Annotated in this window: 15 protein-coding genes; 1 reads left to right on the plus strand and 14 read right to left on the minus strand. The window is 65.0% G+C overall.

The window, feature by feature from the left end:
* Window position 1 precedes the first annotated feature (1 nt).
* Window positions 2-445, minus strand: coding sequence for a type II secretion system major pseudopilin GspG (gene gspG, locus P0M04_RS00295; protein WP_259452935.1), 444 nt, complete (start codon window positions 443-445; stop codon window positions 2-4).
* A 474-nt stretch (window positions 446-919) separates the two neighbouring features.
* On the opposite strand from gspG, the gene P0M04_RS00300 reads away from it, so the two are divergent.
* Complete coding sequence (locus P0M04_RS00300; protein WP_259452934.1) at window positions 920-1,180, plus strand: hypothetical protein; 261 nt, start codon at window positions 920-922, stop codon at window positions 1,178-1,180.
* Here the strand turns inward: P0M04_RS00300 and P0M04_RS00305 are convergent.
* The 13 genes from P0M04_RS00305 to P0M04_RS00365 form a co-directional block, all read right to left on the minus strand.
* Window positions 1,135-1,899, minus strand: a complete 765-nt coding sequence (locus tag P0M04_RS00305; protein WP_259452933.1) for a LuxR C-terminal-related transcriptional regulator — start codon at window positions 1,897-1,899, stop codon at window positions 1,135-1,137. The genes P0M04_RS00300 and P0M04_RS00305 overlap by 46 nt on opposite strands.
* A 2-nt stretch (window positions 1,900-1,901) precedes the next feature.
* Window positions 1,902-2,585 (minus strand): winged helix-turn-helix domain-containing protein, encoded by a 684-nt coding sequence (locus tag P0M04_RS00310; protein ID WP_259452932.1) that lies wholly within the window; start codon window positions 2,583-2,585, stop codon window positions 1,902-1,904.
* A gap of 89 nt (window positions 2,586-2,674) precedes the next feature.
* Entirely contained in the window at window positions 2,675-3,241 is a 567-nt protein-coding gene (locus P0M04_RS00315; protein ID WP_259452931.1) for an NF038129 family PEP-CTERM protein, read from the minus strand.
* A gap of 14 nt (window positions 3,242-3,255) precedes the next feature.
* Window positions 3,256-6,237, minus strand: a complete 2,982-nt coding sequence (locus tag P0M04_RS00320; RefSeq protein WP_259452930.1) for an ExeM/NucH family extracellular endonuclease — start codon at window positions 6,235-6,237, stop codon at window positions 3,256-3,258.
* 114 nt (window positions 6,238-6,351) lie between these two features.
* Complete coding sequence (locus P0M04_RS00325; RefSeq protein WP_259452929.1) at window positions 6,352-7,380, minus strand: TIGR03790 family protein; 1,029 nt, start codon at window positions 7,378-7,380, stop codon at window positions 6,352-6,354.
* 76 nt (window positions 7,381-7,456) lie between these two features.
* A complete protein-coding gene (locus P0M04_RS00330; protein ID WP_259452928.1) occupies window positions 7,457-8,170 on the minus strand; it encodes a PEP_CTERM-anchored TLD domain-containing protein in 714 nt (237 codons plus the stop codon).
* A gap of 118 nt (window positions 8,171-8,288) precedes the next feature.
* Entirely contained in the window at window positions 8,289-9,707 is a 1,419-nt protein-coding gene (locus P0M04_RS00335; RefSeq protein WP_281042243.1) for a mannose-1-phosphate guanylyltransferase/mannose-6-phosphate isomerase, read from the minus strand.
* Window positions 9,704-10,870, minus strand: coding sequence for a nucleotidyltransferase family protein (locus P0M04_RS00340; protein ID WP_259452457.1), 1,167 nt, complete (start codon window positions 10,868-10,870; stop codon window positions 9,704-9,706). Before P0M04_RS00340 ends, P0M04_RS00335 begins: the two co-directional genes overlap by 4 nt.
* 18 nt (window positions 10,871-10,888) lie before the next feature.
* A complete protein-coding gene (gene galE / locus P0M04_RS00345) occupies window positions 10,889-11,887 on the minus strand; it encodes a UDP-glucose 4-epimerase GalE (protein WP_259452456.1) in 999 nt (332 codons plus the stop codon).
* Between the two features lie 137 nt (window positions 11,888-12,024).
* Entirely contained in the window at window positions 12,025-12,774 is a 750-nt protein-coding gene (locus P0M04_RS00350) for a WecB/TagA/CpsF family glycosyltransferase (RefSeq protein WP_259452455.1), read from the minus strand.
* Window positions 12,775-12,792: 18 nt separating this feature from the next.
* Window positions 12,793-13,065: a UDP-N-acetylglucosamine 2-epimerase gene (locus P0M04_RS00355; protein ID WP_259452454.1), complete on the minus strand. Its 273-nt coding sequence runs from the start codon at window positions 13,063-13,065 to the stop codon at window positions 12,793-12,795.
* Between the two features lie 34 nt (window positions 13,066-13,099).
* Entirely contained in the window at window positions 13,100-15,058 is a 1,959-nt protein-coding gene (locus P0M04_RS00360) for a heparinase II/III family protein (RefSeq protein ID WP_259452453.1), read from the minus strand.
* Window positions 15,058-16,146 carry a glycosyltransferase family 4 protein gene (locus tag P0M04_RS00365; RefSeq protein ID WP_259452452.1) on the minus strand — a complete coding sequence of 363 codons (1,089 nt, stop codon included), beginning with the start codon at window positions 16,144-16,146 and terminating at the stop codon, window positions 15,058-15,060. The genes P0M04_RS00360 and P0M04_RS00365 overlap by 1 nt, the downstream gene beginning before the upstream one ends.
* Window positions 16,147-16,219: the final 73 nt, after the last annotated feature.

Consider the following 16,219-nt stretch of genomic DNA (forward strand, 5'->3'; position numbering starts at 1 on the left):
GTTATTGGGAGCTGATGTCGGCGTTCTCGCCTTCGCCGCCCGGCTGGCCGTCCTTGCCGAGCGAGACCACTTCATACTCGCCCTTGGTGCCGGGCGCGCGGTACTGGTAGGCGTGGCCCCACGGATCGAGCGGGATACCCTTCTTCAGGTACGGGCCGTTCCACTTGCCGGACGCCGTCGACGGCGCCGTGAGCAGCGCGGCCAGGCCCTCTTCCGTCGTCGGATAGCGGCCGACGTCGAGGCGGTAGGTGTCCAGCGATTTTTCGAACGCTTCGATCTGGGCCTTGGCGACGGTGACTTCGGATTTGCCCAGTTGGGAGAAATATTTCGGCCCGACGTAAGCCGCCAGCAAGCCGATGATAACGATAACTACCAAGAGTTCAAGCAGGGTGAAACCACCCTGGCGGACCCGCGCGGCGGTGTCCTGGTTCTGCACACGATACATCCAACCGACTCCTCTATTGCTTTAGTGTAAAGCCTTGCGTGAAGGCTACCATGGCCCCGTCATGGCGACAAATCATTTTCCCGCATCGATCGTCGGTCGAATTCGCAAACGGATTTTCTTGTTCGCAAAATTTTAACCTTGTTCTGCTCGCCTGAACACTGTTCCGCAATTGTTCCCCCATCCCTGGGGTCGGGGATGTTGGAACGCCTAGCATACCCCGTTATCTGTGTGAAATCCTTTATGTTTTTTCGTTAATAGGGGAAGGATTTCTGTCGTTTTTGCGCGAATTTTTCCTCAGATGCATTTAAAGTTTCCGCGAGGATATTTCCGTACATCATCGCCCATCTTCGCTTATTTCCACGCGAAAATCTTTCGAAATGATAATATTTGCACGAAATTAACGACAAAAATATTGAGCTGCGGAAAAACTGAGGTTACAGTGACGCATCGATGAGTTTTGCGTTGCCTTAAATCATGAAAATCTCTGTTCTCCGTACCGTTTTCGCCGTCAGCCTCGCCACCCTGCTCGCCGCCTGCGGCAGTGGCGCCCAGATCGACCAGCCGGTCCAGACCGCCGCGATGACGGGTAGCGCCGCCCAGGTCGCCTCGGCCAACTCGCCGGCACCGGATTGCGCGGCCGACGGTTGCAAGGGCCTGCGCATCATCGACGCGAACGCCGAAGCCTACCGCTACGAAGCCATGCGCCGCGCCGCGGCCGAGACACCGCAGTCCTGATCGTCCTCCAGCAATCGCAAGTCCATGCAGCGCGCCAGCGCATGCGCCCGGTTGTTGACGCCGAGCGTGCGGTAGATCCGCTGCAAATGGTTCTTGACGGTCAGCGCGCTGATCCCCAGGAGCCTCCCCATCTCGTCATTGCTTTTGCCTGCCCGCAGCCAGCCGATGATCTCGGTCTCGCGCGCTGACAGCGCACGTGCCGGTGCCCCGTCCACGGACGTCCGCGCCGCCGGCAGCCGCCCGAGCGCCAGGTGCAGGTGCGGCAGCAGCAGTTCCAGGAAATAGGCGTGACGGGCGGTCGGCCGCAGCGCCAGCCCGAACAGCAGGAACACACTCCCCCCGGCACTCGTCGGCCCCGTGCCGTGCACAAGCACGTTGTCGAATCCCGCCCGCAGGATCTCGTCGCCCAGGCTGTCGGGCGCCTCGTGCGCGTCGATCACCACCGGCAACCGTGCACCCCGCGCGATGCGCAACGCCAGGTCCATCAGCGCCTGCCGCGCCCCCGGCGCCAGCACGGTGCCGTGCAGGCATTCGAGCCGCGTCAATGCGCCGCCGTGACCGGATTGCAGGCACACGAGCACCTGGTGCGGCAGCAGCGCCTGCACCTGCCCCTGCGTCCACAGGAAGAACTGGTGTGGGCTGGCCACGCGCAAGCCGGATTCGATCGCGCACAGCAGGTATTCCTGCTCCTGGCGGCTGAGGATGACGACGGGGTCCACGGTCAGGCGACGAAGCGGTAGCCGGTGCCGCGCACCGTCTCGATATGCTCCTGGTGGCCGCTCGGCTGCAGCGCGTGGCGCAGGCGGCCCACGTGGGCGTCGACCGTGCGCTCGTCGAGGACCGCGTGCCGGCCCCAGACCTTGTCCAGCAGTTGCGAGCGCGTGTGCACCCGCTCCGGATGATGCATGAGGAAGTTTAGTAAACGGAATTCGACGGGCCCCAGCGCGACCGGGCTCGCCCCGGCCACCACGCGCTGGGTGTACGGGTCGAGGTGCAGGCCCGCCATCTGCACGGCATCAACGGACGCATGCGGCGCGCGCCGGCGCAGCACGGCCTGCATCCGCGCCAGCAGTTCGCGCGGGTTGAACGGTTTCGTCAGGTAGTCGTCGGCGCCGGCCTCCAGCGCGAGGATCTTGTCGTGCTCCCCTGCCCGCGCGGACACCATGATGATGGCGATTCCGCGCGTGCGCGCCTGCGCGTGCAGGCGCCGGATCAGCGCTTCGCCCGATTGGCCGGGCAGGTCCCACTCCAGCAGCAGCATGTCGGGGACGGCGGTGTCGAGCAGGACGAGTGCCGACTCGGCGTCCGCGCACAGGCGGACGTCGTGACCGGCACGGGTCAGGTTCAGTTCCAGCAGCTGGCGGACGGCCGGGTCGGGGTCCGCCACGAGGACATGTGCGCGCATATAAGATCCTTGTCTCGGCGACAACAGGATCGAATATGCACTAAGCAAAGTCCTCTGAACAATATGATTTCTATTAGGAATTCATATGTTTAGCGAATAAATCGACGGCGCTGCATCGCCCCCAGCAAGACCAGCCCCGTCGCGACGATCAGCCAATCCGCCGGCTCCGGCACCGGATTCACGGTCGCGAAGCCAGGATCGACGGCCACCACCGCCGGCTCGCCCGCCACGAGGCTGATCTGCGCCGCCTGGAACGACAGGTAATCCCCGACGCTGTCGAGCAGGCTGACGGACAGCCCGATGCTGCCGCCGTCCGTCGGCGCGCCGCCGAACATCACGTCGAAGCCGAATTTACCGCCCAGCGTGATCGACTGGAAGAATTCCGAGAACGCGTCGCTCGAGAACGTGTACGAACCGCCCGACTGGACCACGTTGTCGAGGGACGGCGTGCCCGTGAAGGCGCCGTCCAGGCCGCTGATCGTCGCCGTCAGCACCTCGCTCGTGGCGAACGGCAGGAAGTCGATCTGCATGTAGCCGTCGCCGCTCGTGCCCGTCGTGTCGAGGGCCACGTGGTAGGCCGGGTTCGCGCTCGCGGCGCCGGCCAGCAGGGACAGCGCCAGCAGCGCGCGGGAGAAGAAGGTTTTCAGGTTCATCATGTGCTATCTCTCAATCAAAAGGTGCCGGAATACAGTTTCGACGTGAACGTGATGGCCGTCTTGGACGGGTTCGTGAACGTCAGCGCCACGGTCACGGTCGCGCCCGGTGCCAGCGTGGTGCCCGGCAGGGTCACGTAGGGCGCGCCGTTGAAGTCGCCGCTCTTGTTGTCGAGCGTGACGCCGGCCGGCAGGCCCTGCAGCACGTATTGCAGCGGGCCGGACAGCGCCGCGCCGCTCGTGTTCGTGAACGTCACGTTGCCGCTGAATTTCCCGGTGACGCGGTTGTAGCCGAGCGTGCCCGGCACGATCTTCACGCCGGCCGTGACGTCGGCATAGGCCGGCGCCAGATTCAGGCTCACGACGACCGGATCGTGGTCGGAGGCACGGAACGGATTGTTCACGTACGGATCGTCGGCCGTGTCGCCCAGGTTGTAGTCGATGGCATCCGGCTCGTCCGCGTTGTTGTGCCACTCGGTCACGCCGGCCACCTGCGGGTTCAGGGCGCTGCTGGCCAGCGCGTGGTCGAGGTAGCCGCTCTGGCCGTCGAACACGTACGAGTACGGGGTGCCGTTCGGCCGCACGAAGCGCTCCAGTTCGTTGACCATGCCGTTGTCCGTCAGGTACGCGATCGGGTCTTCATGGCCGTATGCATTGAAGTCGCCCACGGCCAGCACGTCCGGGTCGCCCGCGGCCGCCACGACGGTCGGGATGAAATACGTGAACAGGCGCTTGGCCTGCAGGACGCGGGTCGCGGTCCAGCACCCCTGGCCGTCGCCGCTGTCCGTGTCGCCGGCACCCGCGCCGCCGCAGCTGCCCTTCGACTTCAGGTGGTTGACGATCAGCGAGAACTTCGCGCCATTCGCGTTGACTTTAAAGGTCTGGGCCATCGGCGGACGGTTGTTGACGGCGTCGCCGTCCGACAGCGCGCCGCCCACCGGCGTCAGCACGGCCGGCTTGTAGATCATCGCGACGCGGATTGCGTCCGTGCCCGTCGCGGCCGGTTTGGCCACATACGCGTACGCCTTCGAGCCGATTGCCTGGTTCAGCGCGTCGACGAGGTAGCTCACCGTGATGTCGCCGTCGTTCTGGATTTCCATCAGGCCGACGGCGTCCGCGTTCATCGCTTTCAGTTCATTGACGATCTTGTCGCGCTGGCGGTTGAACTCGGCGATGTTGTCTGCGCCTCGGCAATTGCTCTTGGACGGTGCGGACGAGCCGATCAAGCAGCCCTGCCCCGTGCGGCCCCACGCGTCGGTGCCGTCCGTGAACGTCGTGAAGAAGTTCAGCACGTTGGCGCTGGCCACGCGGACATTGCCCGCGACGACGGTCGGCGCATCTTCGCGCGCGTTCGTGCGGCTGAACACGGGCGTCCCGGTCGGCTGCAGCTTGTACCAGCCGCCACCACCACCGATGGCGCCGAAGTCGAGCACGCCGACGAGGTCCGTCACCGTGTCGCCCGCGCGCACGGTCTTGTCCGCGGCGAGGTAAGGGATATGCGGCGGCACCGTGAAGATGCCGTCGTCCAGGATCACCATGTTCTGCGCGTTGGCGGCGATCAGGGCGTTCGCTTCCGCCGTGCCGGCGCGGTAGCGGTTCGTCGGCGTCTCGCGGCGGCCGTTGGCCAGCACCAGTTCGCCGCGGTCGCCCAGGTAGCTGTTGCCGTTGACGGTCAGCGGATTGGTGAAGCGCACGAGCATGCCTTCGTAGTGGCTCAGCTCGGTCGGCAGGTCGATGTTGACGGGCTGGATGGTGTTGCCGGTGCCGAGGACCGTCGCCGCGCTGACATCCTTCAGTTCCGTGTACGAGCGCTTCGAACCGTTCGGCGTGAACTCCGTCACGGTGCCCGTTACACGCACGAGGTCGCCTTCGTTGACGGCGGCTGCCGCGGTGGCGCCGAACACGAAGATCGCGTCGGACGTGTTCGGGTCGCCGTCGCCCTGCGGGTCCTGGATGTAGAAGCCGCTGCCCAGCTTCTTCGTGACGACGCCGGACGTCGTCTGCACCGTGTTCACGTACGGGCTAGCCAGGCCGCTGCCCTGGATCTGCGGGATTTTGACGAGGCCGCTGACAGCCACGTTGACGGTGCAGCTCGCGCTCTGGCTCGCGTCGTTGGCGAACGTGATCTCGACCGGATACGTGCCGGCCGGCAGGCTCGCGTCGACGACGAGGTTCGCGGTCGCCGTGCGGTTGTCGGTGGTCGCGGCCGTGAAGCCCGTCAGGCTGATGCCGGCCACGGCCCCCTTGCTGATGACGGCGCTGTTGACAAGGCTGTCGGCGTCGCTTGCCTGCAGCGGCGCGGTCGTACCGGTACCGACGTCGATGCCCACGCTGCCCGGGCACGCCAGCACGATCGGCTGCGGCAGCGGTCCGCCGCTGCACGACACGCGCTCGCTGGCCGTGGTGCGCGGGCTTGCTGCGCCGGTGACGAAGTCGCTGCTGTTATCGTTAGAGTCCAGGCAGCCATTGTTCTTGCGGATCACGGCCAGCGTGTTCGACGGGGCCGGCGTCGCGCCCGAGCCTTCGTAATAGCCGGCGGTGGTACCGAAGCCGACGAGGTCGACGACGTTGTCGACCGGCTTGGTGCCCGACAGTGCCGTGATCGAGTTGACGAGCGCGACCTTGCCGGCCGTCGCGCTCATCGGGATGGTGCCGGTGGCGTCCGGCACCAGCGCATCCGTGCCGCCGCTGCCGGCCGCCTCGTGCACGAGGTAGTACTGGCCGGCGGCCAGCGTCACGCTGGCGGGCAGCTTCGTTACCTGCCAGGTCGACCCCGTGGCCGACGCGTATTGCACGCTCCAGTTGGTCAAGGTGACGGCCGTGTCGCCCGTGTTCAGCAGCTCGATGTAATCGTTCTTGTACGTGGCGCCGGAATTGCCGCCGCCACCATAGACCTGGCTGATGACGACGCCGCCCGGTGCGGCGAACACGGGTGCCGACAAGCCGGCCAGCAGAGCGGCCAGCACGGTCAAGCGACCTGGAGAGTGCAGATGTGTCATGGGGTATCCTGGAAATGATTTGTCAATGCAACACTTAACAAATGTATATTAAATGCGCTAATTGACAACATCATGACCACGCATTAGTCCGAACGGACCAATAACTGGACGAACTCAGCGCTTGCGATAGGGCGCGGCCAGCGGCTCGCCGATGAACAGGCCCTGGGTGGGCCAGGCGACACTCTTCCAGTAGGCTTCGATCGCGCTGTTTCCCTGCACATAGTGCTTGAGCAGCACCGTCGGATTCGGGAATTTCTGCCAGTGGTTGCACGGCTCGCTGACGGTGCCGTAGCTGGCCGTCGCGCCCGCTTCCAGCCAGCGCAGGCTGCTCATCTGGCCGCCGCCGAGCAGGTCGCCGCCCAGCGACGTCAGGTGATCGGCCAGCGCGCCGGGCAGGAAGTGCAGCGTGTCCAGTTTTGCGACCTCGGCCATGCCCGTCTCGTAGATCATGACGTCCTGCGCGCCTTCCAGCACGTCGGCCTGCATCGTCTTCGTCGTCAGTTTGCGTGCGGCGATCCTGCCGGCCGGCGGGAAAAACTGGGCGCGGGAATTGCGCGCCTTTTCGGACGTCGCCAGGAAGTAGGCGGTCGCCGGCGCGATCCGGAAACCCGCGCCGGCGCCGCGGTCGATGAGCGCCTTCGCCTGCTCCACGGATTCCGTCGGCAACAGCATCGAGATGCGGATGTTCAAATCCGTGTAAGGTCGCGCGGAACTGGAATTGAAGTAAGGACTCGGCCGCCCCGGCAGGCACGTCTTGATGCACTGGTCGGGATCGAATCCGAGGCTGTAGGCGCCCGTGATCGAATTGCACGCGACCTTGTACGGCGCCGTCCACACCATCAGCACGGCCTGCACCTCGGGCCGCAGGTGTGCATCGATCTCTTCCTTGAGTTGCGCGAAGCGTTCCGGGCTGATCTCGTGCGGCTTGCCGGGAATGCGCACGTGCACGACATTGGCCGCCGGGATACCGCGCCGCTTGCGGTAGTACTCGCCGACCTTGACGCTGTTCGGCTCGGCATCGTTGATGACGATGGCCAGTTGATCCGGCTGGAGGCGGGGTGCGCTGACGAATTGGGCGTGAGAAGGTGCCGCAAGGAAGACAGCGAAGAACAGGGACAGGCAGAGTCTCGGGATCCGGATCATGGGCAGTCGTAACATGGATGAAAAGCGGGAGCGCGAGGCTCCCGTTCATCATGCCACAGCTTGCAAGGCGGACAACTTAGGCACGGCTTAGTGTGCGCTTGCGCACGGTGATGCCCAGGATGCAGACGCCGGCCAGCAGCATCGCCACATTGGCGGGCTCCGGCACGGGCGAAATCGCGAACACTTCCAGCGCATTCAGCTTCACGATCTCGCCGTGCAGGCTGCCGTCGATGATGCTGAGCCCTTCGTTCGCCGGATTTCCATAGCTCAGTTGCCATGACGTGGCCGCCGTCAGCTCGTCGTTGACGTACAGGTCCGGCCCGGAACCGAAGATGGGACCGTAGCCGGCCTCGTTATACGTCTGGCGCAGACCCTGGCTCGGCAGCACGTAGTCGGTAAGGACCTGGCGGTACACGGCCGGGGTCGTCATATTGAACAGGAAGGCCGTGCGCTGCCAGTCGCGCTGGGTTTCATGCCAGCCCTCGTCCGACGCCCAGCTCTGCGGGTTGTAGCCGCCCACGAGGTAGCTCGCACCGGCGCCGTTCGTCACTTCGAACAGGGTGAAGGTCGCGCCCTTCCCGTCCGCGCCCGCGTGGAAGGCGTCCGACGTATCGCCGGGGCGCAGGGTGTACACATTGTTGAGATTGAATTCGCCGGCGCCGAGCCAGCGTTCGAGTTGGGCGTGGCTGTCCGCGTCCAGCAGAGCAGATCCACCGATGATATCGCCTGCCGCCGCCGTGCCGCCGATGCCGGCAAGCGCGCATGCCGCGATGATCGTCTTCATCTTCATGATGTTCCCCCGATGGGTTTCGACGATGCATTGTATGCCGCATGCGCGCGGCCATTCGCACTGTAGACCTGGGGAAAAGAGGCGTCCGCGTTGGCAACGCGGACGCGGGGATGCGGGCTTACGCCCTTTTGTAGATGTCCTCGAAGCGGACGATGTCGTCCTCGCCGAGGTAGCTGCCCGACTGCACTTCGATCAGGTGCAGCGGCAGCTTGCCCGGGTTTTCCAGGCGGTGCGTCATGCCGATCGGGATGTACGTGGACTCGTTCTCGGACAGCAGGGTGACGTTGTCGCCGCACGTGACGCGTGCCGTGCCCGACACGACGATCCAGTGCTCGGCGCGGTGGTGGTGCATCTGCAGCGACAGCTTTTCGCCGGGCTTCACGCAGATGCGCTTGACCTGGAAGCGGTCGCCCGCGTCGATGCCTTCGTAATAGCCCCACGGACGGTACACCTTGGTGTGGTACAGGTGTTCCGTGCGCTCGTTGCCCTTGAGGTGGTCGACGACATTCTTGACGCGCTGGACCATGTCCTTGTGCGCAACGAGCACGGCATCGTTCGTCTCCACGACGACGAGGTCCTTCACGCCCACGACGGCCACGATGCGGCTCTCGGCGCGCACGAGGGTGTTGCTCGTGCTGTCGAGGTAGACGTCGCCGCGCACGGCATTACCGCTGGCATCCTTGTCCTGCACGTCGGCCAGCGCCGACCAGGAACCGACGTCGCTCCAGCCGATGTCGGCCGCGACGACGACGCCGTCGCGCGTGTGTTCCATCACCGCATAGTCGATCGAATCGGACGGGCTCGCGGCGAACGCGGCTTCGTCCAGGCGGCAGAAGTCCAGGTCGCGGTAGGCCGACTGCACGGCGGCGCCGGCGGCCTGGGCGATCGTCGGGGCGTGCTTCTCGATCTCGGCCAGGAAGCGGTCGGCACGGAACATGAACATGCCGCTGTTCCAGTAAAAGCCGCCGTCGGCCACGAAGCCTTCGGCCGTGTTGCGGTCCGGCTTTTCGACGAAGCGCTCGATCTTGTAGCAGTCGTCGCAGCCCGGCAGCGGTTCGCCGCGGCGGATGTAGCCATAGCCCGTTTCCGGGGCGCTCGGCACGATGCCGAACGTGGCCAGCGCGCCCTGCTCCACCTGCGCCGCCGCACGTTCCACGGCGACGCGGAACGCTTCGTTCTTTTCGATCACGTGGTCGGCGGGCAGCACGAGCATCACGGCGTCCGGATCCTGCGCCTTCAGGAAGGCGGCCGCTGCCGCCACGGCCGGGGCCGTGTTGCGGCCCGCCGGTTCGAGCAGGATGCCGTGCGGCGTGATGCCGACGCCGCGCAGCTGCTCGGCCACGAGGAAACGGTGCTCATTGCCGCAGACCACCAGCGGCGCCATCAACCCCGGCCAGCCGCGGACCCGCAGCGCGGTTTCCTGCAGCATCGTCTTGTCCGTCACCAGCGGCAGCAGCTGCTTGGGCATCACTGCCCGCGACAGCGGCCACAGACGGGTACCGGCACCGCCGGAGAGGATGACTGGGTAAATTTTCATGCGTTGGCTTTCTCTAATGTCGAATCTGTTTCTTCCGCCTGTTCTTTGCGCCGGCTGCGGCGGCGGTCGCGCGCGTTCAGCCATTCGGACGAGCTGTACTCGGAGGAATGCTTCATCTCGCCGGCACGGTCGATACTGTAGTCTTTGAAAACGATCATTTCATGTAATGTCACGTCGTTCAGCACGCGAGTGTACTCGAAAAGCACACTACGGACGACTTCGGCACCCTCGCAGATATGGCTGCCGTGGCCGATCCACGTGGGGCCGATGATCGTGGCGCCGGCCTCGATCTTGACGCCCGAACCAATGTAGACGGGGCCCTTGATCGTCGTGCCCCGCCAGTCGATGCTCGTGTTCAGGCCGGTCCACAGGCCGGGCTCGATCTGGATGCCCGGCACATCCATATGGTTGACCTCACCAGTCAGCACGTTCTGCAGCACTTCCCAGTAATCGCTCACGCTGCCGATGTCCAGCCAGTTGAACGGACGGCCCTGGGCATAGAACGGCATGCCCTTTTCGGCCAGCAGCGGGAACAGCTGGGAACCGATGTCGAATTCCACGCCCGACGGGATCAGGTCGATCACTTCCGGTTCGAAGATGTAGATGCCGGTGCTGATGAAGTTCGACAGCGCGTCTTCCTGCTTCGGCTTTTCCTGGAACTGGGTGATGCGGCCATTCTTGTCGGTCACGACGACGCCATAGCTCGAGACCTTGTCCCACGGGACTTCCTTCGTGATGACGGACGCCATGGCGCCCTTGCGGCGATGCTCCGCCAGGGCAGCCTTGAGGTCCAGGTCGATCAGCGCGTCGCCGCACAGGACGATGGTCGTGTCGTCGAAGAACCCGCCGAATTCCTGGATCTTCTTCATGCCGCCGGCCGAACCGATCGGCACGGCAACGACTTCGCCATCTTCCTTCGTGTAACCCTCGAAGGAATAGCCGATCTGGACGCCGTACTGCTCGCCCTCGCCGAAGTATTCCTCGATCTTTTCGTGCAGGTGGCTGACGTTCACCATGATCTCCGTCACGCCGTGCTTGCGCAGGTGCTCGATCAGGTAGGCCATCACGGGCTTGCCCAGCACGGGGATCATCGGTTTCGGCAGGTCATAGGTCAACGGACGTACACGCGTACCTTTGCCTGCTGCAAGAATCATCGCTTTCATGGTTCGGTCCTCATACGTTTATTTTGGGGTAGTCTGGTAGCGCCAGGAATCGGCACACATTTGCGCGATGTCACGCTGTGCGGTCCAACCGAGCTCCTCGCGGGCTTTCGTCGGGTCGGCGTAGCACTTGGCAATGTCGCCGGGGCGGCGGTCGACGATCTGGTAGGGAATCGGCTTGCCGCAGGCCTTCTCGAAGGCATGCACCATTTCCAGAACGCTGTTGCCATTGCCGGTGCCGAGGTTGTACGTGTACAGGCCGTCGCCCTTGGCCAGCTTGTCCAGGGTCTTGACGTGGCCGATGGCCAGGTCGACGACGTGGATGTAGTCGCGCATGCCGGTGCCATCCGGCGTCGGATAGTCGCCGCCGTACACGGACAGCTTTTCGCGCTGGCCGTTGGCGACCTGGGCGATGTATGGCACCAGGTTGTTGGGGATGCCGTTCGGCTCCTCGCCGATCAGGCCGCTTTCATGGGCACCCACCGGGTTGAAATAGCGCAGCAGTGCGATGCGCCAGTCCGGCTCGGCCTTGAACAGGTCGCGCAGGATGTCTTCGATCATCAGCTTGCTGCGACCATACGGGTTGGTGGCCGACAGCGGGAAATCCTCCTTGATCGGCACCGAGGCCGGATCGCCATACACCGTGGCCGACGACGAGAACACGAGCGTCTTGCAGCCGAACTTGGCCATCGTCTCGAACAGCGCGACGCTGCCGTAGACGTTGTTGTCGTAGTAGCGCAGCGGCTGCGCCACCGATTCGCCGACCGCCTTCAGGCCCGCGAAGTGGATCACGGCATCGATCTTGTGGGCGCCGAAGACGGCTTCCATGGCCGCGCGGTCGCGGATGTCGCCTTCCACGAATTCGAAGGGTTTGCCGGTGATCTTTTGCACGCGATCCTGCACCGAACGCACCGCGTTGTAGAGGTTGTCGTACACGACCACGTCGTGGCCGGCGTTCTGCAGTTCCACGACGGTGTGCGAACCGATGTAACCCATGCCGCCAGTAACAAGAATCTTCATGAATGCTCTTCTTTCTCAAAAGTGTTGCCGCCGCCGTGCCCTTTCCTCGAGCCGGCGCGCATCGTTATGTTGTGGCGCCGGCTCGGTGCCGGCGCCATCCCTGTCTGGTGTTTTGGTGTACTGCAACCTCGTGGGCGCTATCGTGCGCCCTTCAACTTCAACTCTTTGAGGAACAGCCAGATGAAGGCCATGTCCTCGATAAAATATCTGCGAAACATACGGCGCGGCTCCTGCAGGAAACGGTAGAACCATTCCAGCCCGGATTTCTGCATCCAGAGCGGCGCGCGCTTGACGTGGCCGATCGCCACGTCGAAGGTTCCACCGACGCCCATGGCGAACGGGACCTTCATCTCGGCCTGCCAGCGGCCGAGGAACTGCTCTTTTTTCGGCGAACTGATCGCCACGAACAACAGGTCGGGCCGCGCGGCGCGGATCTGCTCGACCACCTCCGCTTCCTCCGCTTCTCCCTTCCAGTAACCGTTGCGATAGCCGGCCAGTACCAGGTTCGGATATTTATGCCGGTACGTGGACGCCACCTTGCTCACCACGTCTTCCTGCGCGCCGAGCAGGAACACGCGCCAGCCCTTCTCGCCCGCGCGCCGCATCAGCGCCTCGAACAGGTCGCAGCCCGCGACCCGCTCCTTCAGCGGCCGGCCCAGCAGGCGCGACGCCCACACGACCGGCATGCCATCGACATTCACGAGCGCGCAATCGTTGATGATCCGGCGCAGTTCCGGATCGCGGCTGGCCTTGACCAGCTTGTCGACGTTGACCACCACGTGTTGATGGGGCCGTCCTGTATGGATGAACCCCTCGACCGTCTGCAATGTCTCTTCCATCGTCAGGTTGTCGATGGAGCACCCCATCAGCGTGATGCGCTCGTTCATGTTCCTTACCTCATATTGTTACCCGCGGATTTCCTTCGTCAGGATCTCTTCGAAGCCGATCATGATCTTGGCCGTCTGCTGGGCGTGGCTGCCGCCGCCGGCGGCCATGAACACGTCCGGCTGCGGGATGCCCAGTTCTTCGAAGAACACGTCGTTCATCTCGCGGTCGTAGTGCTGCCCCGTGTGGATGATCTTGAACGCCGGCGCATCCGCGCGTGCCTGCAGCGCGCGCACGATTGGCGCGATCTTCATGAAGTTGGGGCGGGCACCTGCGACCAGATAGATGAGCATTTGAAACAATCCCTTTAGTTATGGAAAAACGCTGTTAGAAAAACGTTATTGTAAACTTGCACTCGACCGGAACGGCGGACGATACGGTGCTGATCTTCAGAACGTCGCACGGCTGCCTGCTTTCATAGCAGCGCGAGTACCAGCCGAGCGGCGGATTTTCGTTGCCGCGCACCAGTTCCAGCTTCAGGTCCGCGCCGTGCGCATGCATCTGCATGGCGAAGCGCCTGCCCCGCACGTGCAGGCCGGCACTGTTCAGGCGCACGTCCAGGCCGGGCGCGAAATGCCAGAACAGCTCGACCTGGTGATGTTTCTTGGCGGCGATTTCGTCGCGCACGGTGAGGGTCGCGCTCGCGGCGTCGAACCGGACGCTGCGCATGTGCCGGACGGGGTCCGCCAGCCGCTCGTAGCCATCGTGCGCGCCGCGGAAATCGAATTCGTGCGGCGATTGCGGCATGCGGTCGATGGACGCCCGCGCCTTTTTCAGCCACATGAAGCGCCCGCCGGACACCGACTGGTCGAGACCGTCGATACGCACCGTGTTGTGCGCCGACGTGCCGCGGAAATAATCGCGCCACTTGTGTTCCTGCCAGTACGAATACGTGCCGGGATCGACGAGACACTCTTCCCCGCCCACGGACAACGTCAGCGCCAGCGCGTCCGCGTGGCCATGCGCGGCGATGCCGAGATAGCCCAGCGGGCCGCAATCGACCATGCCCTTGATCTCGTTGGGCTCGCCGAAATGCGAGCCGAACAGCAGGTAGCCGCCGTCCGGGAACGCCCACCCCGTCTCCGATTCGTGCGGATCCGCTTCCGGCCGCTTGCCGGGCAAGGTGTGCAGCAGCCAGCGCACGCCCGGATGCGTGGGCGGCATGCGGCGCAGCACGGCGTCGCCCAGCGCGAGCAATTGTTCGGCACGGTCGCTGCCGGGAGAATCCAGCCGGAACACGATGCCGTCGTCGGCGTCACCGACCATCGGCACGTTGCCGCCCACGTCGCGCACGGAGCGCAGGAAACGGAGCGCGCGCAGCAAGGCGGTCCAGTAGGCGCGCGAGAACGGGTGATCGCAGGCCTGGCCGACGAGGCCCGCCACGAACAGGAATTCGCTTGAGAAGATGTGGTACGCGAACGCCTGCTCGCGGTTCACGCCGTCGCGCGAGAACTGCGCCTGCGCCTCGTGCTCCAGTTCGCGCCGGGCCTGCTCCAGCCACGCACCCGACGCCTTCCAGCACGGCCAGATCGACGCGCCCACGTACAGGCCGGCCAGTTCGCCGATCAGGTGATTGTTCGCGGAGGAGTGTCGCGACAGGTGGCGTGCGATCGCGCTGCAGTGGGCGTGGATGGAATCCAGCCAGTCGGCGCGCAGGCGCTGGCCCTCCTCGCCCGCGAACAGGCCGCTGCCTTCGCCGCCGATCATCTGCCACACGAGGCCCCAGTTGATGAGGCGGATGCCCAGTTCCAGCGAGCTCGTCCAGTTGGGGCCGACGAGCGGCGGGCACTGGTCGAGCCAGCTGCGCAGCTGCGTCTGCAGCGCGTGCAGCCAGGCGACGTCGTTCGTCACGGTCCACGCTTGCGCGAGGCGCACGAGGTGCAGGTGGCGGTTCAGTTCCCACACGTGCTTGATGTCGCCGACCTGTTCGCGGTTCGTGATCGTGATGTCGCCCGCGTAGATGTTCGGCCCGACGACGCCGCTGTCCGGATCGCGGTTCCACACGGGCGGCAGGCCCACGTCGAAGCGGCGGTTGGCGAACAGGACGACGTGGCCGGCGCAGATGCTGTCGGCGTCGGCCAGCAGCGCGTCGCGCTCGGCCTGCGACAAGGTGGGGCTACCCTGGACGTTGAACATGCGGGCACGGGGCAGCGGCGGCGCGGCGGTCACCCGCATGCGTTTCGCCACGCGCGTGACCGCCGCCTGCTGGATCCGGTAGCCGACCTCGGCCACGGACATACAGCGCAATCGGTTGACCAGCCAGACCATCCCTGTCGCTTCGCTCATCATCGTGTCCCCGCCAGTTCACGGTAGATCGCGGACAGCTGCCCGCACACTACCTCGGTTGAGTATTGTTGTTCGATGGTTGCGCGCGCACGTTCCGCCAGCCGGTCGCGCAGGGCGGTATCGCCCAGGAGTCGTGCAAGCGCCCTGGCGAGCGCCCGTTCGTCGCGCGGCGGCACCAGCAGGCCGTTGTCGCCGTCGCGCAGGGTTTCCGGAATACCTCCAACATGTGTCGCGACGACGGCCTTGCGCGCCGCCATCGCCTCCAGCATCGACATCGGCAAGCCTTCCGCGTGGGAAGGCAGGCAGAACACGCTAGCCTTCGCCAGCTCGGCGTCGCGCGCCTCGGGGCCGACCCATCCCGGCAGTTCGATGCGGTCGGCGATGCCCAGCTCGGCCGCGCGCCGGCGCAGGCCTTGCGCGTCGCCTTCGCCGCCGAACACGAGGCGCAGCGGCGTGGGGCCGGACGCCTCGCGCACGAGGCGCGCGCCCGCTTCCAGCAATTCGTATACGCCCTTGGCCGCTTCCAGCCGGCCCAGGAACAGGATGCGGCCGGGCACGGCGGCATCCATGGACGACAGCATTGGCAGCGGCACGGAATTCGGCACGACGGCCACGCGGGCGCGCGGCGCGAACGCGTGCACGAACTGGGCCCAGCCTTCGGACAAGGTGATCACGAGGGAACTCGCTTCCAGCGTATGGCGGATCCAGCGCCGCAGCAGGGAGCCGGCTTCCTCGGTGGCGAAGGTGCGGAAGCCGCCGCCGTGCAAATGAAAGATGGTCTTGCAGCCGGCCAGCCGCGCGATCAGCAGCACGACCGACTTGCGCAGGAAGCTCGCGTGCGATGCCGCGTGCACATGGACGACGGCCGGATGCCCGCCGACGCAGGCGACGAGCGTCTGCCAGAACCCGGAAAGAAGCAAGCGCGCCTTCACGAGCGGCGAGCCGTCGCGATGGGTGGCCACGTAGCGTACGGACTCGCGCTCGAACAGACCATGACGGCGCAACACGGACACGACCGCCGCCACCCCGCCCCTGCCTTCGAGCGCGGTGCCGACCATCAGGACCCGTGGCGGGGCCTTCGTCCGCATCTGTGCTGGTCGTTCCAACGCTCAGGCCCTTATAAATTGGACAATATTTCGATAATACATCATGATTTTCCCG

The sequence above is a fragment of the Telluria mixta genome (assembly GCF_029223865.1).
Classification (GTDB): domain Bacteria; phylum Pseudomonadota; class Gammaproteobacteria; order Burkholderiales; family Burkholderiaceae_D; genus Telluria; species Telluria mixta.